Origin of the sequence: Streptomyces sp. NBC_00212, from assembly GCF_045206365.1 — a bacterium.
Classification (GTDB): Bacteria; Actinomycetota; Actinomycetes; order Streptomycetales; family Streptomycetaceae; genus Streptomyces.
In genome coordinates, this window is record NZ_CP108115.1 from 5,641,005 (window position 1) to 5,660,977 (window position 19,973).

Genomic DNA, 19,973 nt, shown 5'->3' on the forward strand with positions numbered 1-19,973 from the left:
CGTACCCGCAGGGCTCCCGCTCAGCCGGATTGCTGGGCGGCCCGCACCCGCAGGGCGACGTCCTCCGTGCGAGCCGCCCCGATCCGCAACGCCACCAGCGCATCCGTCAAGGGCCCGCCCGCCCGCAGGCGCGCGTAGACAACAGCGGCCGCGAGGCCCGGGTCCACGGCCGCGCCGGTCGAGGTGGCCTCGACGATCCGGCCGTCCCGCAGCCCGACCAGGACGCCGCGCGAGTCCGTGGCGACGGCCGTCAGCAGGCAGCCGGGGAATCGCTCCAGGGCGTCGGCGATCCAGCGCAGGGCGCCAACTGCCGTACCCGCCCGGCCTTGTCGGACGATGACCGAAGCGCTCTCGGCCAGCCGCCGGTCCGGCTCGTCCTCCGCGCAGGCCAGGTGGGCGAACGTATCGGCGCCCTCCTCGACGGCGCCGGACACCGAAGCGGGATGGCGCCGGACGGTGACGACGGGCCCCGAGCGGTCGGCGGACACGGCGGTGGCGACCCGCCACGACCTGCACGGGACGGCGTCGACGTCCGCGCCGCCCAGCGCGGGCGCGCACGGCGCCGCGGTGGCCGGCTCGGGCAGCTCCATGAGGCCGTACAGCGCGCTGCGGAGCCGGGCGTGCGCCTGCCCAGGGTCCGCGAAGGCGCGCTCGGCGACGGGGGAGTAGCGCTGCGGCACGTGCGCGCGGACGGCTTCCTCGACCTGCCCGGCCAGATCGGCGCGCGGGTCGAGGCGCGGTGCGAGCCGGGCCAGGTCGAAGGCCGCCGTGCCCGGCACCGCGTCGGGGCCGAACGCGGCGAGCAGTACGGGGATGTCGAGGCAGGCCCCGTACAGCGTCACCGATCCGTGGTCGCCGATCACCAGGTCGGCGGCGACGAGCGCGGGCCGCCAGGCGTGCACCGGCGGCACGAGCAGCAGCCCCGCGTCGAGGGCGGCCGCCTGAAGCGTACGGATCTGCCAACTCCCGTGCCCTGCCCAGACATTGGGGTGGACGACCAGGGCGACCCGGTACTCGTCGTACGGCAGCGCGGCGAGCAGCCGGGCCGGCAGCTCCGGGTCCTGCCCGACGAGGGAGGTGGGCCCCCAGGTGGAGCTGACCACGACGAGCCGGCGCCCGTCGCCGACCCCCAACTCCCGTCGGTAGACGTCTCGTTGGCGCATCGCACCGAGGAGCTCGTCGAAGCACGGGTCGCCGACCGGGAGCGTGCGCCCGGCGGTCTTGGGGTGTGCGGCGAGCAGCTGCTCCTCCTGCTCCGGATGCGAAACGGCCAGCCAGGCCCGCCCGGCCTCAAGGAGCGCATCCGGTACGAGCCCGGAAAGCCGCTCCCGCGCACTACGGGAATCGGGCACCAGCTTCTGGAACCCCACCCCGTGCGGCAGCACAAGGACCGGGCAGTCGCCGTCCGGCACGTCGATGTTCTCGCTGGCGGTGACGATGAGGTCGGGGCTGATGCGGCCGAGCTGCTCCCAGGGCATGACCCGGCACCCGGCATCGTGGAGCAGTTGCAGCACGCCGTCGCTGAAGGCGGACGTCGGATCGTAGGCGAACACGACGGAGACACGGCTGTCGTCGCGCACCAGGGTGGGCAGGCACTCAAGGACGCGGACGGTCGACGTCACCGTACGGGCGGCCACGACCAGGGTCTTCTCGGCGCGGAAGGTGCGCCACCGGTGGGCATCGGGCCCGACCGGAACGCGAAGGGGCTGGCTAGCGTGCATGGCCACCCCGAAAAGCTACGCGCCGGCCGCCCCACTCGCGGCTCGCGGCTCGCGGCTCGCGGCTCGCGGCTCGCGGCTCGCGGCTCGCGGCTCGCGGCTCGCGGCTCGCGGCTCGCGGCTCGCGGCTCGCGGCTCGCGGCTCGCGGCTCGCGGCCATCGTCGCCCTATCGTCTTTCAAGCTGCGCCACAACCTTTCGGACGGACCTCGGCCGCACTGGCGCGCCTGACTCCCCGTCAACTGGCGCATGCTACCCGCCCGTCCCGCGAGACACTCGCCGGCCCGGCGCCGACCAGGGGAAGCCCGCCGCCGTCAGGCGACCCGCACGCCCCGGGCGACCGGGTGCAGGGCCGCGTACTCCAGCGGGGCGGACGGGTCGATGGAGACGTCCAGCGGGGCGGGTTCGGCGCCCGCGCGGACCAGCAGGTCGCCCACCGCCGCGATCATCGCGCCGTTGTCGGTGCACAGGCCGAGCGGCGGCACCCGCAGGGTGATCCCGGCGGCCGCGCAGCGCTGCTCGGCGAGGGAGCGTACGCGGGAGTTCGCGGCGACCCCGCCCACCACGACCAGGGTGTCGACCCCGTGCGTGCGGCAGGCGTCCACCGCCTTGCGGGTCAGTACGTCGGCGATCGCCTCCTGGAGGGCCGCCGAGCCGTCGGCGACGGGTAGTTCGGTGCCCGCGTGCCGCTCGGCCCAGCGGGCGGCGGCCGTCTTGAGCCCGGAGAAGGAGAAGGCGTACGGGTCGTCGCGCGGCCCGGTCAGCGGCCGGGGGAAGGTGACCGCGCCCGCGTCGCCGCCCCGGGCCGCCCGGTCGATGGCGGGGCCGCCCGGGTAGGGCAGCCCGAAGACGCGGGCGACCTTGTCGAAGCACTCGCCCGCCGCGTCGTCCAGCGTGTCGCCGAGATGCGTGATCGGGTCGCGCGCCAAGTCGCGTACGAGCAGGAGCGAGGTGTGGCCGCCGGACACGATGAGCACCATGCACGGGTCGGGCAGCGGACCGTGCTCCAGGGTGTCGGCCGCGACGTGACCGGCGAGGTGGTGGACTCCGTACAGCGGTACGTCCAGGGCGTACGCCAGTCCCTTCGCGCCCGCGAGGCCGACCTGGAGGGCGCCGGACAGGCCGGGCCCGGTGGTCACGGCGACCGCGCCGATGTCGGACATCCGCAGCCCGGCGTCCTCCAGCGCCCGGTGCACGACTGGGGTGAAGGAGTGGACGTGGGCGCGGGCGGCGATCTCCGGCACGACCCCGCCGTAGCGGGCGTGCTCGTCCATGCTCGACGCCACCGCATGGCCGAGCAGCCGCCCGTTCCGCACGAGACCGGCCCCGGTCTCGTCGCAGGACGACTCGATCCCGAGCACCACTGGAAACCCCACCCCGAACACCCCTTCCGCCTGCACCGCCGTTATTGCAAGTAGTTCGCAATAAGGATAGAGGCGCGCGGGAGGGGCAGGCCCCCGGCTAAATGGGGAAGTATCCCCGGTTAGTATTCGGGGCGTCGGCAAGGGAGTCGCGTGGTCAAGCCCTGCCGACGTCCGACGTGCGCGTCTTCAGCGAGGGCGCGCCGGAGCGAGGGGGTTCGGGATGGCAGGCCGTGGAGAGCGGGTCGCCGACTGGGCGGACGGGCGGGTGGGCCTCCACCGGCTCGCCAAGAGCAACATGCGCAAGATCTTTCCGGACCACTGGTCGTTCATGCTGGGCGAGATCTGCCTGTACAGCTTCGTCGTCATCATCCTGACCGGCGTCTATCTGACGCTGTTCTTCAAGCCGAGCATGGTGGAGGTCGTCTACGACGGCTCGTACGTCCCGCTCAACGGCCAGAAGGTCTCCGAGGCCTTCGACTCCACGATGCACATCAGCTTCGAGGTGCGCGGCGGGCTGCTGATCCGGCAGATCCACCACTGGGCGGCGCTGATCTTCATCGCGGCGATGTTCGTGCACATGATGCGGGTGTTCTTCACCGGCGCCTTCCGCAAACCCCGCGAGGTCAACTGGCTGTTCGGCTTCGGCCTGCTGTTCCTCGGCATGCTGGACGGCTTCTTCGGCTACTCGCTCCCCGACGACCTGCTCTCCGGCACGGGCATCCGCTTCATCGAAGGCGTGATCCTGTCGGTGCCGGTGGTCGGAACGTACATCCAAATGTTCCTGTTCGGCGGGGAGTTCCCGGGTGCGGACATCATTCCGCGCTTCTACAGCCTGCACGTCCTGCTCATCCCGGGCATCATGCTGGGCCTGCTCGTGGCCCATCTGATCCTGGTCTTCTTCCACAAGCACACGCAGTTCGCCGGGCCCGGCCGCACCGAGAAGAACGTGGTCGGCATGCCGCTCCTGCCGGTGTACGCGGCGAAGGCGGGCGGCTTCTTCTTCCTGGTCTTCGGGGTCACGGCGGTGGTGGCCGCGATCGCTTCCATCAACCCGATCTGGGCGTTCGGCCCGTACCGCCCCGACCAGGTCTCCACCGGCGCCCAGCCCGACTGGTACATGGGCTTCGCGGAGGGGCTGATCCGCGTGATGCCGGGCTGGGAGATCAACGCGTGGGGCCACACCCTGGCCCTCGGCGTCCTCATCCCGTTCCTCCTCTTCCCGACGATCCTCGGCCTGATCGCGGTCTATCCCTTCGTGGAGGCGTGGATCACCAAGGACCGGCGCGAGCACCACCTCCTCGACCGGCCGCGCAACGCCCCCGTGCGTACGGCGCTCGGTGCGGCCTGGATCAGCCTGTACGTGGTGACCCTGGTCGGCGGCGGCAACGACCTGTTCGCCACCCACTTCCACCTCTCGCTCAACGCGATGACCTGGACGGTGCGGACCGGCTTCTTCGTGGTGCCGGTACTCGTCTTCGAGATCACCCGCCGCTGGTGCCTCGGCCTCCAACGCCGCGACCGCGACCTGGTGCTGCACGGCAGGGAGACCGGCCGCATCAGGAAGCTGCCGCACGGCGAGTACGTCGAGGTGCACGAGCCACTGCCCGCGGAGCGGCTGCACACCCTGACCGCGCACGAACAGCCCGAACCGCTCGCCGACGGGAAGTCGCTGCGGGCCCGGCTGTCCCGCGCGTACTTCGGCGCGGGCGGCCAGGTCGCGAAGGCGACACCGCAGGAGCGCGAGAGCCTAGCCGCCGGGCGCGGGGGTGCCGGACATTGAACGGGGTGCGGACGCCGATGAGCGCCGGGGTCGGTCAACCGGCCCGCGCCCGGCTGCGGCACGGGCCGGCCGGGACGGTGGGGGCCCGATCGGCAGGGCCCGGCAACCGGGGAGGGGTCCTCGTTTCCCGTTGTAGGGTCTGGCCCCATGGCCCCGCCGGAGAATGAGCAGCAGAACCACCCAAAGCTGAACCATCAGCAACAGAACCATCAGAACCAGAAAAAGCCCGCACCCCTGCGGCGGGACGCGCTGCGGAACCGGGAGCTGCTGGTGGCGGCGGCGCGGGAACTGTTCGCTGAGCAGGGGATCAACGTCCCGCTGGACGAGATCGCGAAGCGCGCGGGGGTGGGCAACGCGACGCTGTACCGGCGCTTCCCGGCCCGGGGCGACCTGGTGGAGGCGGTCTTCCACGACGACCTGGCGGCGGTGATGGCCTCCGGCGAGAGGGCGCGTCTGGCGGACGACGCGTGGGGCGCGCTGACCACGTACTTGGAAGGCGTGTGCGCGCTGCTGGCCCGGGACCGGGGCGTCGGCGACCTGATGACCACGGGCATCGAGGGCGCCCCGACCCTGGACGCGATCCACGCCCACAACCACGCGACCCTGAGCGGGTTGATGCGCCGGGCCGCCGAGGACGGCGAACTGCGCACGGACGTGGTCACGGAAGACCTCCTCTTCGCCCTGAGTGCCCTGGGCACCTCGCTCCCCGCGACCGAATCAGTCCGCCCGGGCTCCTGGCGCCGCCACCTGGCCCTCCTTCTGGACGGCTTTCGAGCAGCGGCCCAACGCCCACTGCCGGAGCGGGCGTTGACGGCGGAGGAAACGAACCTCGTGCATCGTGAGCTGGGGGGAGAGCCGCCTCTGGTGTGACGCGGGCCCGGCCACCCCGTCGGGTAGCACGCTACTGGCCGAGCAGCCTGGCCTTCTGCTGTTCAAACTCGGCCTGGCTGAGGACGCCTTGGCTTCGCAGGGCGGCCAGTTTGGTCAGCTCGTCCGCCAGCGACGCGGGCGCTGCTGCGGACGGTGTCCGTGGTGAGTGCTGTACAGAGATCGCCTGGTCGAGGGCGGCACGGAGCTTTTCGAACTCCGGCTGCTGCTTTTTGGTGAAGACTACCGAGTTCTCGTCATGCGCCGCGCTGGTGGTCTGCCCGCCGAAGGCGGAGCGCCGCTCTTTTCCTCCTGGCAAAGTGAACTGGATGAAACCGTTCACAAACGGGCCGGCGGGCTTCCACTGGATAGCCGTGACCTGCGAAATGTGAAGACGCTTCTCGCCTTTGCCAATGGTGGCGCGGGCGAGAAATCCCTTGCGGGTGATGGTGAGGTACTGACCGTCGAACTGGATCTGTCCGCCGTAGCCACTGACTTCGATCATCTTGTGCCCCCTGGCCGCTGGGGGCATCGTGGCATGAGCCGGGTCCGGGCGTCAGTTGGTTTCGATATTTTCCCGCGATCCCTGGTGCGTACGCAGCATGACCTTTGCGTGCCGCTGCAATTCGGGCGGGCCCGCGCTTCAGCACTACTACGGGTCTGAGCTGTGATCGAAGCCATCGAGTGCCGGTGGAGGCCAGGCTCGTACCGCTGATGTGCGGCACAGCCGATCGCTCCATAAAGCCTCTTCGAGCACGGCGACCTGCCCTGAATGTGGCTGCCAATGGTTACGGAACGGCCACATCCTCATCCGCCTCCCGAACTCCACGTCATGATTCCTCGCAAAGGCAAGACAGGGGGAATCTGTGTCCAATTACAGCGACGTGCAGAGGGCTGTCCGGGTTGAGAAGTTTCGAATCTGGTTCGCCTGGGTCTCTGGCGGGGTCATCATGGCAATCGTTACGAACGCGACCCGACATGTCCCAGTCGTGGGAGTCATCACCGAGGTGTTGTTCTTTGCTCTGGGCATCTTGTTCACCATCGTGGCCGTGCGGATGACCAACGCCCTGAATCGCAGGGCCGAGGCCGCCCAGCGTGAAGTTCTCGGCGGCCTTTGATCGCTTACGCCCTTGCTACCGGCACCTCGCTAAGCTCCCCCGACCAGCCAAAAGGCCCTCCCGAAGGAGGGCCGGACGCCCGGTGAACGTGGGCGCCCCCGGCAGGACTCGAACCTGCGGCCAAGCGCTTAGAAGGCGCCTGCTCTATCCACTGAGCTACGGGGGCCGGATGGGGCCTCGGTGGCCTGGAGCCCCGGGCGGGCAAGGGCGGAGGTCCGGGACGGGTCCCGGGCCGATGACCTTGCCGGGGACAAGGATAGGGCTCCTGTCACCTCGTCCCGGTTGCTTCACCTGCGTGGCACGATGTGGAGGTTCGGTGAAGCGAACCGATAATCGCAGGCAGGTGCGAATCATGCAGCGCTTTTGACGCTCGCGGCGCAGGGTGTTGTGCACTCGTTATGCCTGCGTCCCACTCGTCCCGTGTGTCCCATCTGTCCGTTCGGCATGTCCCGGCGACCTACGGACGCGCGCGGAAGTGGCCATACGCTTCAAAAAGGCGCCAAAATTGGGCATTCTTCGCATGTGGTGACCATGGACGTACGGCCTCAGCTCATCGACGCACTCTCCGCCCTGCGCGACAGTGTCGCCGCCGTGCGTCTCCCGCTGCCCCTGCCGGGTGCTCCACGCGCCCGGCAGACGCGCAGCGAGCTGCTCGCACAGCTCGACGACTATCTGCTGCCCCGGCTCAAGGATCCTGAAGCCCCTCTGCTGGCTGTTATCGGCGGGTCGACGGGGGCGGGGAAGTCCACCTTGGTCAACTCCCTTGTGGGGAGGCGGGTCAGCCAGGCCGGGGTGCTGCGGCCCACCACTCGTACGCCCGTCCTCGTGTGCCACCCCGATGACAAGGACTGGTTCGCGGGGGTGCGGGTGCTGCCCGAACTCACCCGCGTCTGGCTGCCGCAGCAGCAGGACGACGCCGAGGCGGACGAGCTGCCCGGCGGGGACGACGACGGGGCCGTACGCGTCGAGACCGCCACCACGCTGCCCCGCGGGCTCGCGCTCCTGGACGCGCCGGACATCGACTCACTGGTCGTCAGCAACCGCATCCTGGCCGCCGAACTCATCTGCGCCGCCGACGTATGGGTCATGGTCACCACCGCATCGCGGTACGCCGACGCGGTGCCCTGGCACCTGCTGCGTACCGCCAAGGAGTACGACGCCACGCTCGTCACCGTGCTCGACCGGGTGCCGCATCCGGTGCTCGGCGAAGTGTCGCGGCAGTACGGGGCGTTGCTCACCAAGGCCGGACTCGGGGACGTGCCGCGGTTCACCGTGCCCGAACTGCCCGAGTCCGCCGGGGCCTCGCACGGGCTGCTGCCCGCCACCGCGGTCGCGGCCCTGCGAGCCTGGCTCACCCACCGCAGCCAGGACCCGGCCGCCCGCCAGCAGGCCGTGGCCCGTACCGCGTCGGGCGCCATCGAGTCGCTCAACGCGCGGATGCCGGAGCTCGCTTCGGCCGTCGCCGCCCAGTACGCCGCCGCCGTACGCCTCACCGGCGCGGTCGAGGACGCGTACGCAAAGGAAGGCGCCCGGGTGCGGCGGCGGTTGCAGGCCGGCGGGGTGCTCGCCGGGGACGCGCTCACCCGCTGGCGCGCCCACCCCGGCGGCGCCTCCTCCGCCGAGCTCCTGGACGCGCTCGTGGACAGCCTCGCCGAACTGCTGCGGTGCGCGGCCGCGGCCGCCGATGAACGCGTCCGTGAGGCGTGGGCGCGCGAGCCGGCCGCCGGGCGGTTCGACAACGACGTACGCCACCGGGACCCGGAGGACCGGATCGGGCTCGCCGTGCGGCGCTGGCGCAGGGTCCTCGAAGAGCTGGCCGAGGAGGAAGTGCGGGAGATGGAACGCTCGCTGGCCCCCGACCCCGAGACCGTGGCGGCGCTGCTCGCGGCCGCGCTGCTCGGCGGGCGGCGGGCCCGCAGGGCGGGCGAGCGGCTCGCCGAGCGGATCGGCGCCCAGGGCGCGCTGCGGCTCAGCGACAAGGGCGGCGAACTCGTCGCCACGTACATCGACCAGGTGCTCGGCGCCGAGCGCGAGCGCCGGCTCGCGCCGCTGGACGCCCTTGAGGTGACGCCCGAGCCGCAGGCCGGGCTGATCGCCGCACTGTCCATGGTGCAGAAGGAGAGGAAAGCGGCATGACGCAGCAGATCGACGACCAATGGGCCGACGGGTTGATCGCGCGGCGCGCCGCCGATCCCGGCGAGATGACCACTCCTGAGGACGAGGAACCCCAGGAGGACGATCTCGACTTCGAGCCCATTGGCGGGCCGTACGTCGGGGCGGTACGGGGCCGGCTCGACGCGCTGCGCGAACTGGTCGCGCTCTCCCGCACCCGGCTCGAAGCCGAGGCGCTCGCCGAGGCCGGGCGGGTGCTCGACGAGGCGTCCGCGCGCCAGCGGCTGTCCGCGCGGCACACCGTCGTCGCCGTCGCGGGCGCCACCGGAAGCGGTAAGTCCACTCTCTTCAACTCCCTTGCGGGAAGCCAGATTTCGGACACCGGTCTGCGCCGTCCCGCCACGGGCGCGCCCATCGCGTGCAGCTGGACCGACGGCGCCGCCGGGCTGCTCGACCGGCTCGGCATCCCCGGCCGGCTGCGCCGCCGCCCGCTCGACATCGTGGGCGGCTCGGGCAGCTCGGGCGGCGACCTGGAGGGCCTGGTCCTGGTCGACCTGCCCGACCTCGACTCGGCGGTCGTCTCGCACCGCCAGGCGGCCGACCGGGTGCTCGCCCTGGTGGACGCGATCGTGTGGGTGGTGGACCCCGAGAAGTACGCCGACGCCGTGCTCCACGAGCGCTATCTGCGGCCCCTCGCCGGGCACGCGGAGGTCAGCTTCGTCGTGCTCAACCAGGTGGACCGGCTGCCCGGCGAGGCCGCCGACCAGGTGCTCGACGATCTGCGCCGCCTCCTCGACGAGGACGGCATGGCGCTCGGCGAACACGGCGAGCCCGGCGCCACGGTGCTCTCCGTGTCCGCGCTGACCGGCCGGGGCGTGGGCGAACTGCGCGAACAGCTCGGCCGGTTCGTGCAGGAACGCGGCGCCGCCGCACGCCGCCTCGCCGCCGATGTGGACGCGGCCGCCGTCGAACTGCGCCCGCTGTACGTCGCGGACGGCCGGCCCGGACTCGACGAACGAGCCCGCAAGGACTTCGCGGACCGCCTCGCCGCGGCGGTCGGCGCCTCGGCCGCGGGCGAGGCCGCCGAACGCGAGTGGCAGCGCAACGCCCAGCACGCGTGCGGGACTCCGTGGCTGCGGCTGTGGCGCTGGCTCGACCGGCTCCGCGCCCCGGCCGTGCAGCGGCCGCCCTCCGATGCCGAGGTCGAGGATCAGGTCACCGCACGCCAGCGGGTCGAGCAGGCGGTCCGTACGGTCGCCGACGAGGCCTCGGCGGGGCTGCCCGCGCCCTGGGCGCAGGCCGTGCGTGAATCCGCGGTGCGCGGCGCCGAGGGGCTTCCCGAGGCCCTGGACGAACTCGCGGTACGGGAGGAACTGGAGCGCGGCACCTCGCCCCGGCCGCCCTGGTGGCCGGCCGCGGTGTTGGCCCAGATGGTCATGACGGGCATTCAGGTCGTGGGCGGGCTCTGGCTGGTCGGCCAGATCGTGGGCGTCCTTCAGCCGGGGCTCATCGTCCCCGCGCTGGTGATGCTGGCCGGCATCGTGGGCGGCCCGCTGGTGGAGTGGGCGTGCGCGGTGGCGGCGCGCGGGCCCGGGCGGCGCTACGGACAGGAGGCCGAACGCAGGCTCCGGGAGGCGGCCGCGGGCTGCGGGCGGGCCAGGGTCCTGGATCCGGTGGCCGCGGAGTTGCTGCGGTACCGCGAGGTGCGGGAGCAGTACGCCGCAGTCGCGGGGACGGGGTGATGCGGGGCGGCCCCGGCCGGGTGAGCGGGTTTTCCACAACGGGGCGGTAGTCCACAGGCTCCGGCAGGGACTCCCCGTCCGGTCCAGCATGGAGATCGACAGCGCAAGGGTTCGATCGAGTGCCGGGCCGGGCGGGGCTTTTCATTGCCTCGTTCCCGTTCCGGCGTACGAGAGGTCGGACCCACGGGATCTACCCGGTACGGGGGTTGAGGCAGTGAACGAGACGATGGTGACGCTGGTCGGCAATGTGGCGACGCAGGTGGAGTGGCGGGAATCGGCGACGGGCGGGGCGGCCAGGTTCCGGCTGGCGGTGACCGCGCGCCGCTTCGACCGGGAGAAGCAGTCCTGGGTGGACGGGGCCACCAGTTTCTACACGGTGTGGGCGGCGCGGGCGCTCGGGATGAATCTGACGGGCTCGGTCGCGATCGGAGAACCGCTGGTGGTGCACGGCCGGTTGAAGGTGCGGGACGAGGAGCGGAAGGACGGGCCGCGCCGCTTCTCGGCGGACGTCGACGCGGTGGCGATCGGGCACGACATGTCGCGGGGGACCACCGCGTTCCGCCGGGTGTTCAAGGGCGAGGCGGGTCCGGTCGAACGGGCCGGGGCTCAGGGCGCGGAGGGCGGCCCGGCACCGGGCCGCGAGCCGACCGCGTCCCAGGTGGGCCAGCCGATTTCGGCCAACAGTGTCCCGGCAGTGGTATGGGAATCGGCCACATCCACGGCTTCGGCGCCCGCTCCGATGGGCGTCTAGGCGGGGGCACTTGAGGAGGGAGGGAGTGGCGGTGGAGGGTTGGTTGAGCGGTAAAGGTGTCCCGAAACTCCCTTTCTGTACCGGGGATTTGTCGATAAGACCAGGTGGCACACCCGTTCCGGGATAACGATTCCGAATCAGAATGCTTATCTGATGTCATCGCTGCGGATCGTTGACTTCCGTATCCCTAGGATTCCCGCGTACTCACGGGGCACTTGAGTCTGCCGGTGAGGCACTTCCCCCACGCGCACCCCTGTGCACGCGCACCACATGCGAAAGTGCCTCGCCCGAAGGGGAATTCTGTGTTTTCAGCCGTTCACGGGCGTTCCGCCCGCAAGCGGGGTGCTCTGCGCCTCGCCACTGCCACAGCCGTCTCGGGACTCGTCGCGGCCGGTGCGATAGCCGGCGCCGGTGCGGCCGTCGCGGACACGCCCGACCAGCAGGGCCAGGGCGGCGCGACCGCCACCATCCAGGGTCTTGAGCCCGGCTCGTTCGCCGGCGCCGTCATCACGGGCGACAACGGCCACCAGGAGCAGGTCTCCGCCGGTCTGTTCCGGATGAACGTCGACGGTGGCGGCACGCTGCGCACGTACTGCATCGACATCCACAACCCGACGCAGCGCGAGGCCCAGTACCGCGAGACGCCGTGGAGCGGCACCTCCCTGGCGAACAACAAGGACGCCGGCAAGATCCGCTGGATCCTGGAGAACTCCTACCCGCAGAAGAACGACCTCGGCCAGCTGGCCAAGGACGCGGGCGTCACCGGCAAGCTCAGCAACGGCGAGGCGGCCGCGGCCACCCAGGTCGCGATCTGGCGCTACTCGGACCACGTCAAGGTCGACGCGGCCGACAAGGACGCGCAGACCCTGGCCGACTGGCTGTTCAAGAACGCCAAGGTCGTCGAGGAGCCCAAGGCCTCCCTGACGCTCGACGGCGCGTCGGTGGCGGGCAAGGCCGGCCAGAAGCTCGGCCCGGTCACGGTGCACACCAACGCCGACAAGGTGACGGTCACGCCGTCCCAGGAGCTCCAGGCCGCCGGGGTCAAGATCGTCGACAAGGCGGGGAAGACCGTAAGCTCCGCCGTCAACAACAGCCAGCTCTTCTTCGACGTGCCCGCGGGTGCCCAGCCGGGCTCCGGCTCGCTGCGCCTGTCGGCCACCACCCAGGTGCCGGTCGGCCGCGCGTTCGCGAGTGACTCCAAGAGCCAGACGCAGATCCTGGCCGGCTCCAGCGACTCGACGGTCAACGCCGAGGCCAAGGCGACCTGGGCCAAGCAGGGCGCCATCCCGGCCGTGTCGGTCAAGAAGGACTGCGCCAAGGGCGGCGTGGACATCACCGTCACCAACAAGGGCGACGAGGCCTTCCCGGTGACCGTCGGTGGCAAGACCATCGCGACGGTCCCGGCCGGCGGCTCGAAGTCCGTGCTGTTCCCCGTAGCCGAGGACCAGAAGTACGACTTCACCATCGCGGGCCAGCACTTCTCCGGTGTCCTCGACTGCAAGACCGCGGGCACCGGCCCGGCCCCGTCCTCGAAGCCCAGCCCCGCCTCGGCCGGTGGCAGCTCGACCGGGACCAACGGTGGCACCAACCTGGCCGAGACCGGCAGCTCCAGCGCCACCCCGATGATCGCCGGCGCGGCGGTCGTCCTGGTGCTGCTCGGTGGCGGCGCGGTGTTCTTCCTCCGCAAGAAGAAGGCCGCCGGTCAGTAAGCAGGACCAGTAGGCGAGCAGTACGAGCAAACACTGAGCTCAGTGTGAGCGCCCGGTGACGGGCAGCGGCCCCGGTACGCGATCGCGTACCGGGGCCGCTTCGTCGTGCCGGGCCAATTCCCGGCCGCGCGGGTCCGCCGGACAGGATCCGATACCGACGGCCCGTGACAGGCCGACTACAGCGGTGGCCCAACGCCGGCAGGTCAGCGGTGCACCGCGATACGGGTTTCCCCCCAGGGGTGGCCGTCAGGCAAGATGGGGTGTATCTGCCCACACATCGATTGCCGGACGGTTTCTCTTGGCTGAGTACATCTACACGATGCGCAAGACGCGCAAGGCGCACGGCGACAAGGTGATCCTTGACGACGTGACGCTGAGCTTCCTGCCCGGCGCGAAGATCGGTGTGGTGGGGCCCAACGGTGCCGGTAAGTCCACGGTGCTGAAGATCATGGCGGGCCTTGAGCAGCCCTCCAACGGTGACGCCTTCCTGTCGCCCGGGTACAGCGTCGGCATCCTCATGCAGGAGCCCAAGCTCGACGACTCCAAGACCGTCCTGGAGAACGTCCAGGACGGCGCCGCCGAGATCATGGGCAAGCTCAAGCGCTTCAACGAGGTCGCCGAGCTCATGGCGACCGACTACTCGGACGCGCTGCTCGACGAGATGGGCAAGCTCCAGGAGGACCTGGACCACGCCAACGCCTGGGACCTCGACGCCCAGCTGGAGCAGGCCATGGACGCCCTGGGCTGCCCGCCCGGCGACTGGCCCGTGGTCAACCTCTCCGGTGGCGAGAAGCGCCGCGTGGCGCTCTGCAAGCTGCTCATCGAGGCCCCCGACCTGCTGCTCCTCGACGAGCCCACCAACCACCTCGACGCCGAGTCGGTGAACTGGCTGGAGCAGCACCTCTCGAAGTACGCGGGCGCCGTGGTGGCCGTCACCCACGACCGGTACTTCCTGAACAACGTCGCCGAGTGGATCCTGGAGCTCGACCGCGGCCGCGCCATCCCGTACGAGGGCAACTACTCCACGTACCTGGAAAAGAAGGCGTCCCGCCTCAAGGTCGAGGGCCGCAAGGACGAGAAGCGCCAGAAGCGCCTCAAGGAAGAGCTGGAGTGGGTGCGGTCGAACGCCAAGGGGCGTCAGACCAAGTCCAAGGCCCGTCTCGCCCGCTACGAGGAGATGGCCGCCGAAGCCGACAAGATGCGGAAGCTGGACTTCGAGGAGATCCAGATCCCGCCGGGCCCGCGCCTCGGCTCCATCGTGGTCGAGGTCAACAACCTCTCCAAGGCGTTCGGTGACAAGGTCCTCATCGACGACCTGTCCTTCACGCTGCCGCGCAACGGCATCGTGGGCATCATCGGCCCGAACGGCGCCGGCAAGACCACGCTGTTCAAGATGATCCAGGGCCTGGAGACGCCGGACAACGGCTCCATCAAGGTCGGCGAGACCGTCAAGATCAGTTACGTCGACCAGAGCCGCGCCAACATCGACCCCAAGAAGACCCTTTGGGCCGTCGTCTCCGACGAGCTCGACTACATCAACGTCGGCCAGGTCGAGATGCCGTCCCGCGCGTACGTCAGCGCCTTCGGCTTCAAGGGCCCGGACCAGCAGAAGCCGGCCGGTGTCCTGTCCGGTGGTGAGCGCAACCGCCTCAACCTGGCGCTCACGCTCAAGGAGGGCGGCAACCTGCTGCTCCTCGACGAGCCCACCAACGACCTCGACGTCGAGACGCTCTCCTCGCTTGAGAACGCGCTCCTGGAGTTCCCCGGTGCCGCCGTCGTGATCTCCCACGACCGCTGGTTCCTGGACCGAGTGGCCACCCACATCCTCGCCTACGAGGGCGAGTCCAAGTGGTACTGGTTCGAGGGCAACTTCGAGTCGTACGAGAAGAACAAGGTCGAGCGCCTCGGTGCGGACGCGGCCCGCCCGCACCGCGCCACCTACAAGAAGCTCACCCGGGGCTGAGTGTCAGTGACCCGTCACATCTACCGCTGCCCGCTGCGCTGGTCGGACATGGATGCCTTCGGGCACGTCAACAACGCGGTCTTCGTCCGGTACCTGGAGGAAGCCCGCATCGACTTCATGTTCCGGCTGCAGCCGGGCGACGGGTCGCCGTCGTTCCAGGGCGGGTCCGTCGTGGCCCGGCATGAGATCGACTACAAGCGGCCCCTGGTCCACCGGCACGAGCCGGTGATCATCGAGTCGTGGGTGACGAAGATCGGCGCGGCGTCACTGACCATCTCCTACGAGATCAAGGAGCCCGGCGAGGGCGGCCTGGTGTACGTCGCCGCGGCCACCGTCGTCGTGCCCTACGACCTGGCGGCGGGCCGGCCGCGGCGGATCACCGCCGAGGAGAAGGCCTTCCTGCTGGAGTACCTGGACGACGGCTCGCGCGACGACGGGCAGGAGCGGGCCGCGGCATGAACGCCGTGCTGCGGTTCGACGACGCCAGGGAGGCGGCGGATCTCGCCGCCTTCCTCGGCCGGCTGATCCACTACGACCGGGCCGCCGCGGTCCGCCTCCAGGCGGGCGGCGGCGCCCTCGCCGTGTTCGGCCGGCCGCCCTCCTTCGAGGTGCTCGCGATCCGTACGGCCCGGCTCCAGGACGACTTGGTCGCCCTGGACGTGACCGTCTCCGCCGGTGAACTCCTCGAATCCCTCGACGAGTCGAGCGCGACCACGACCGTCCCCGAGGCCGTCACCGGGCCGCCGTGGGCCGGGGTGCTCCCGCCGCGCGGCGGCTGGCAGCCGGTGCCGGGGCTGCCCGAACCCGAACGGATGCGGGGCGCCGTCGCGGCCGCCGTCGCCGAATTCCGTGCCCGGGACGAGGCGTTGCCCGAAGAGCGGCGCACCCGGGCCGAGCGCGAGCTGATCGGGCGCGAGATCTGGTCGCGCACGCTCGGCTCCACCGAACTGCCGCTGCGAGCCGTGCACGCGGCCCAGTCGCTCGGCTTCCTGCGGCCCGTCCGCGCGCTCGCCTCGGCGGGCGCGCCCTCCGCGCCCGAACCGGTGGCGCTGTTCGCCTCGGGCCCGTGGCTGCGCCTTCGCACGCCGTACGGGTCCGTCGCGCTGCGCAGGGCCGGACTCGGCGGGCTGACCGTCACGCCCGCCTGAGGCGCCCGACTGTGCCGGGATACCCCAACTGCCTTGCTCTGTAAGGCGGTTACTGCTCGTCCGGCCAGATCTGGATGTGGTCGCTCTCCAGCTCCAGGGCCACCCGGTGCTCCATGCTCAGGGCGCGGGTGTACTCCGCGGGGAGCTGGAGGCGCCCGGCCCGGTCGAGCATCGCGTACTCGCGGGCGACCAGGGACTCCTCGCCCGTCGCCTCGTCCACCTGGGTGCGGCGCAGGACCTCCGTCGAGGTGCGGCCGTCGCGGATGGCCACGGTGCGGCGGACCTCGCTCGCCACGGCCTGGTCATGGGTGACGATCACGATCGTCGTGCCCAGCTCCTCGTTGGCCGTGCGGAACGCCGCGAAGATCTGCTCGCCCGTCGCCGAGTCCAGCTCGCCCGTCGGCTCGTCGGCGAGCAGCACGGACGGGCTGTTGGCCAGGGCCACCGCGATCGCGACGCGCTGCTGTTCGCCGCCCGACACCTGATGGGGGCGCCGGTCGCGGCAGTGCGCGACGTCCAGCATCGTCAGGAGCGAGTCGGCCCGCTCGGCCTTGCCGCGCTTGGAGAGGCCGCCCCCCAGCTGCATCGGCAGCGCCACATTCTGAATAGCCGTCAGATACGGCAGCAGGTTGCGGGCGGTCTGCTGCCACACGAAGCCCACCACGTCGCGGCGGTAGCCGAGCCGTGCCCCGGAGTCCATCGTCAGCAGGTCGCGGCCGGCCACCCTGGCGGCCCCCGCCGTCGGCACGTCCAGGCCCGCCAGGATGTTCATCAGGGTCGACTTGCCGCTGCCCGACGCACCGACCAGGGCCATCAACTCGCCCTCGGTGACCAGGAGATCGAGGCCCTGGAGGGCCTGCACCTCAACACCGTCGGTCGTGAAGACCCGTACCAGACGGTCGCAGGCGATCAGCGCGTCGTGGCCGTAGGCGGGCCGGTCGCGGTGGGCCGTGGCCCGGCGCTCCAGGTCTTCGAGCGATGTGGTCATCGAGCGTCTCCTGCCCTGAGTTCGGTGATGGATCCGCGGCGGCCGCTCCACCAGGCCTGCGCGGTCGCCACGCCCGCCGCGAGCAGCACCACGCACACGGCGGGCAGCAGCAGCGACAGCGGGTCCGCGCGCAGCTCGGAGCCGACCGGCGCCAGAGTGCTGCTGGTGGCGAGCGCCAGGCCCGCCAGGTCGATGCCGGGCGCGAGCAGCGCGATCGACGCCCAGCCGGTGAGCGCGCCGCCCACCGCCGCGAGGAACGCCGGCGGCAGTGCCTCCAGGACCAGGAGCGTGCGGCCCTGGCGGCGGGTGAGGCCCATGGTGCGAAGGCGGGCGAGCAGCGCGGAGCGTTCGGGGGCACCGCGCAGGAGCGAGAGGAGCAGCGCGAGCACGGCCAGGCCCGCGCCCGCCGCGACGGCCGCCGCGTAGATGTGTCCGGCGCCGCTCTGGAGCGGCGAGTCGGCGTACTCCTGCCGCGCCTCGGACCGCAGCCGGACGTTCGCATGGCCGCTCACGGCGGCCTTGCGCAGGGCCTTCGCGTCGATGGAGGTGCCGCCGACGAGCAGCGCGGTCGGGTCCTTCGCGCCGAGGCCCGCGGTGTCCACCAGGATGAAGTCGCTCTGCGGTACGGCCGCCGAGCCGTCCTGCGCGGCGACCACCTTGATCGTCACGTCGTAGCCCGCGACGCGCAGCTTCACCGGCTCCTTGCCGAGGCGCTGGGCGACCGAGGGCGAGGCCACGGCGGGCAGAACCGCCTTGCCCTGGGCGCCGGTCGGGGCCTTGAGCCGGTCCGCCGGGACGCTGAGGGCGGTGCCCGCCGTGAGCTTCGCGTACGTCGTGGGGTCCACGCCCGCGACCGCGGTCTTGTCGTCGTCCGGGAGCAGGACGGAGTACTCGATGTGGACGGGGGAGACGCCGTGGACGCCCGGGACCCGGGCGACGCGCCCCGGCAGGTCCCTGGGCAGCGACAGATCGCTGTCGACGCGGGCGTCGGTGCCGGTCGCGTACAGCGCGGCCAGGTCGCGGGCGTCGGCCGCGCCCGCAAGCACCGAGCCGCCGAACGCGGCCGTCGTCAGCGCCGTGAGCAGGGCGAGCAGCGGAAGCACGCCGCCGCCCGAGGCGCGTCCGGCGCGGGCGAGCGACAGGAAGCCGACCGTGCTGCGCAGCCGGGCCGCCGGGCGGGCCGCCCAGCGCAGCGGCAGCGGGTAGAGCCGGATCAGGACCAGCGCCGCGATCACCCCGATGAGCACCGGCGCAGCGCTGACCAGCGAGTCGGCGGAGCCCCCGGCGGTGCCGCGGCGGCGCAGCGCGAACACCGCGCCCGCCGCGAGCACGAGCAGCGTCAGCTCGGCCACCGTGCGCCGCGCGGAGGGCTTCTCGCGTACGAGATCGGCGCGTTCGGCGGCCGAGCGGACCGCGCGGTGGGTCAGGGCCGCGCGCACCGGCAGGGCGAGGCAGCCAAGGGTCGCGACCCCGCCCGCCGCGGCGAGCGCGGGGCCGAGGCGGCCGTGCGGCACGGCGAGCACCGCGAGGAGCAGGCCGAGGGCCGCGGCCGGGACCACCACGACCGCGCTCTCGGCGAGCAGCCGCCCGGCGATCTGGCGCAGCGAACCGCCGCGGGCCCGCAGCAGGGCGAGCTCGGCGGTGCGGCGCGCGGCGGCGAGGCCGCCCGCCATCAGGAGCACCACGGCCGCCACGGTCGCGGTGCCGAAGCCCGCGACCGCGACCACCGGGGTGATCGAGTCGCGCACGGTCGCGTACGAGAGGAGCACGCGGTCGAGTTCGGTGTAGACGTTGGTCGACATGGAGAAGGAGGTGCGGATCCGCGAGAGCGCGGGTCCGTTCTGCAGGCCCGCGACCGCCGTCTTCAGATCATCGAACTGACGGGCATTCAAATGCTGGCTGTCCGGGGCGAGTTGGGCGTACGCCTCGGGCTTGCCGGTGGTCGCGAGCAGGGCCGGGGCGGCGCCGGGGGCGAGCAGCAGGCCGCCGTGCCAGTACATCGGCGGATCCGGCTTTTTGCTGGCGGGCAGCAGTTGCGGGGTGCGGAGCACCGGCAGGACGGACCAGTAGCCCGCCTCCGGGAGTAGCGGCTCCACGATGCCGGTCACCTTGAACGCGAGGCGCGGGCCGCCGAGCGTGTCCACGTGCAGCACCGAGCCCGCCTTGATGTTCAAGGTCCGGGCGGTGGCCGTGGTGACGGCGGCCTCGGCCTCCGCCGACTTCTGGTCGGCCGACCCGCCGGGCAGCCGGCCCGACACCACGCGTGCGTGGGCGGCCAGGTCCGACTGGGTGGCCACGGTGAACCGCGGCGGCACCCGGTCCGGCTTCGGCAGGTACGGCTCGTCGGACTCCAGCTGCTGGGTGGTCCGCAGCCCGTACGCCGACTGGGAGAGGTCGGCCGTGAGCGGGGCCGGCACGTCCTTCACGACCGAGTCGAAGCGCCGCTTCGTCTCCTCGGGGGAGACCATCGCGGCCCGCTGGTCGTCGGGCAGGGCCAGGCCCGGTGCCCCCGCGACGAACTGGAGGGCGGTGCGGCCCGGCGCTGCCGTGGCGACGGTGCGGCGCAGCCCGTCGTCCTCGTACGTGTCGATCCCGCGCGGGTAGGCCGCGGCGAGCCACGCGGTCACCAGGACCAGGAGGGCGAGCGCGGCCGCGGCGCCCGGCGCGGTCCGCAGCCGGGTGCGCACCCAGGGCGCAACTGCCTTGCCGGACAT

At 71.8% G+C, this 19,973-nt stretch carries 15 protein-coding genes and 1 tRNA gene; 10 read left to right on the forward strand and 6 right to left on the reverse strand.

Annotation, left to right across the window (positions count from 1 at the left end; all coding sequences use genetic code 11):
- Positions 1-20 precede the first annotated feature (20 nt).
- Both OHA17_RS25850 and tsaD read right to left on the reverse strand, forming a co-directional pair.
- Positions 21-1,721, reverse strand: coding sequence for a hypothetical protein (locus tag OHA17_RS25850; protein WP_406510815.1), 1,701 nt, complete (start codon positions 1,719-1,721; stop codon positions 21-23).
- A 310-nt stretch (positions 1,722-2,031) separates the two neighbouring features.
- Positions 2,032-3,093 (reverse strand): tRNA (adenosine(37)-N6)-threonylcarbamoyltransferase complex transferase subunit TsaD, encoded by a 1,062-nt coding sequence (tsaD, locus tag OHA17_RS25855; protein ID WP_406510816.1) that lies wholly within the window; start codon positions 3,091-3,093, stop codon positions 2,032-2,034.
- Between the two features lie 208 nt (positions 3,094-3,301).
- Here tsaD and OHA17_RS25860 point away from each other — a divergent pair, with 208 nt between their 5' ends.
- Both OHA17_RS25860 and OHA17_RS25865 read left to right on the forward strand, forming a co-directional pair.
- Positions 3,302-4,861 carry a cytochrome bc complex cytochrome b subunit gene (locus OHA17_RS25860; RefSeq protein ID WP_406508574.1) on the forward strand — a complete coding sequence of 520 codons (1,560 nt, stop codon included), beginning with the start codon at positions 3,302-3,304 and terminating at the stop codon, positions 4,859-4,861.
- 147 nt (positions 4,862-5,008) lie between these two features.
- A complete protein-coding gene (locus OHA17_RS25865) occupies positions 5,009-5,731 on the forward strand; it encodes a TetR/AcrR family transcriptional regulator (RefSeq protein WP_406508575.1) in 723 nt (240 codons plus the stop codon).
- Between the two features lie 31 nt (positions 5,732-5,762).
- Here the strand turns inward: OHA17_RS25865 and OHA17_RS25870 are convergent, their stop codons facing one another.
- Positions 5,763-6,233 carry a DUF4429 domain-containing protein gene (locus tag OHA17_RS25870; RefSeq protein WP_406508576.1) on the reverse strand — a complete coding sequence of 157 codons (471 nt, stop codon included), beginning with the start codon at positions 6,231-6,233 and terminating at the stop codon, positions 5,763-5,765.
- Positions 6,234-6,594: 361 nt separating this feature from the next.
- Here OHA17_RS25870 and OHA17_RS25875 point away from each other — a divergent pair, with 361 nt between their 5' ends.
- A complete protein-coding gene (locus OHA17_RS25875; protein ID WP_406508577.1) occupies positions 6,595-6,846 on the forward strand; it encodes a hypothetical protein in 252 nt (83 codons plus the stop codon).
- Between the two features lie 93 nt (positions 6,847-6,939).
- Here the strand turns inward: OHA17_RS25875 and OHA17_RS25880 are convergent.
- Positions 6,940-7,012: transfer RNA gene (locus OHA17_RS25880), tRNA-Arg, on the reverse strand.
- 365 nt (positions 7,013-7,377) lie between these two features.
- On the opposite strand from OHA17_RS25880, the gene OHA17_RS25885 reads away from it, so the two are divergent.
- From OHA17_RS25885 to OHA17_RS25915, 7 genes are all read left to right on the forward strand, one after another.
- Positions 7,378-8,982 (forward strand): dynamin family protein, encoded by a 1,605-nt coding sequence (locus tag OHA17_RS25885; RefSeq protein ID WP_398871999.1) that lies wholly within the window; start codon positions 7,378-7,380, stop codon positions 8,980-8,982.
- Complete coding sequence (locus OHA17_RS25890) at positions 8,979-10,700, forward strand: GTPase (RefSeq protein WP_406508578.1); 1,722 nt, start codon at positions 8,979-8,981, stop codon at positions 10,698-10,700. The genes OHA17_RS25885 and OHA17_RS25890 overlap by 4 nt, the downstream gene beginning before the upstream one ends.
- 214 nt (positions 10,701-10,914) lie before the next feature.
- The gene (locus OHA17_RS25895) at positions 10,915-11,451 is read left to right on the forward strand and encodes a single-stranded DNA-binding protein (protein WP_406508579.1); all 537 of its coding nucleotides are present in this window, start codon (positions 10,915-10,917) and stop codon (positions 11,449-11,451) included.
- Between the two features lie 302 nt (positions 11,452-11,753).
- The gene (locus tag OHA17_RS25900) at positions 11,754-13,160 is read left to right on the forward strand and encodes a Cys-Gln thioester bond-forming surface protein (RefSeq protein WP_406508580.1); all 1,407 of its coding nucleotides are present in this window, start codon (positions 11,754-11,756) and stop codon (positions 13,158-13,160) included.
- 298 nt (positions 13,161-13,458) lie between these two features.
- Positions 13,459-15,123 carry an energy-dependent translational throttle protein EttA gene (gene ettA, locus OHA17_RS25905; RefSeq protein ID WP_406508581.1) on the forward strand — a complete coding sequence of 555 codons (1,665 nt, stop codon included), beginning with the start codon at positions 13,459-13,461 and terminating at the stop codon, positions 15,121-15,123.
- A gap of 6 nt (positions 15,124-15,129) precedes the next feature.
- Complete coding sequence (locus OHA17_RS25910) at positions 15,130-15,582, forward strand: thioesterase family protein (RefSeq protein WP_053727427.1); 453 nt, start codon at positions 15,130-15,132, stop codon at positions 15,580-15,582.
- Positions 15,579-16,271 (forward strand): hypothetical protein, encoded by a 693-nt coding sequence (locus OHA17_RS25915; protein ID WP_406508582.1) that lies wholly within the window; start codon positions 15,579-15,581, stop codon positions 16,269-16,271. Before OHA17_RS25910 ends, OHA17_RS25915 begins: the two co-directional genes overlap by 4 nt.
- Before the next feature lie 49 nt (positions 16,272-16,320).
- Here OHA17_RS25915 and OHA17_RS25920 read toward each other — a convergent pair whose 3' ends face one another.
- Together OHA17_RS25920 and OHA17_RS25925 are read right to left on the reverse strand one after the other, a co-directional pair.
- Positions 16,321-17,259 carry an ABC transporter ATP-binding protein gene (locus OHA17_RS25920; protein WP_406508583.1) on the reverse strand — a complete coding sequence of 313 codons (939 nt, stop codon included), beginning with the start codon at positions 17,257-17,259 and terminating at the stop codon, positions 16,321-16,323.
- The gene (locus OHA17_RS25925) at positions 17,256-19,973 is read right to left on the reverse strand and encodes an FtsX-like permease family protein (RefSeq protein WP_406508584.1); all 2,718 of its coding nucleotides are present in this window, start codon (positions 19,971-19,973) and stop codon (positions 17,256-17,258) included. Before OHA17_RS25925 ends, OHA17_RS25920 begins: the two co-directional genes overlap by 4 nt.

Excerpts from the sequence above, each read along its gene's own strand:
- OHA17_RS25850 (WP_406510815.1), bottom strand. The coding sequence starts at position 1,721 with ATGCACGCTAGCCAGCCCCTTCGCGTTCCGGTCGGGCCCGATGCCCAC.
- OHA17_RS25860 (WP_406508574.1), top strand. The coding sequence starts at position 3,302 with ATGGCAGGCCGTGGAGAGCGGGTCGCCGACTGGGCGGACGGGCGGGTG.
- OHA17_RS25865 (WP_406508575.1), top strand. The coding sequence starts at position 5,009 with ATGGCCCCGCCGGAGAATGAGCAGCAGAACCACCCAAAGCTGAACCAT.
- OHA17_RS25870 (WP_406508576.1), bottom strand. The coding sequence starts at position 6,233 with ATGATCGAAGTCAGTGGCTACGGCGGACAGATCCAGTTCGACGGTCAG.
- OHA17_RS25885 (WP_398871999.1), top strand. The coding sequence starts at position 7,378 with ATGGACGTACGGCCTCAGCTCATCGACGCACTCTCCGCCCTGCGCGAC.
- OHA17_RS25890 (WP_406508578.1), top strand. The coding sequence starts at position 8,979 with ATGACGCAGCAGATCGACGACCAATGGGCCGACGGGTTGATCGCGCGG.
- OHA17_RS25915 (WP_406508582.1), top strand. The coding sequence starts at position 15,579 with ATGAACGCCGTGCTGCGGTTCGACGACGCCAGGGAGGCGGCGGATCTC.
- OHA17_RS25920 (WP_406508583.1), bottom strand. The coding sequence starts at position 17,259 with ATGACCACATCGCTCGAAGACCTGGAGCGCCGGGCCACGGCCCACCGC.
- OHA17_RS25925 (WP_406508584.1), bottom strand. The coding sequence starts at position 19,973 with ATGTCCGGCAAGGCAGTTGCGCCCTGGGTGCGCACCCGGCTGCGGACC.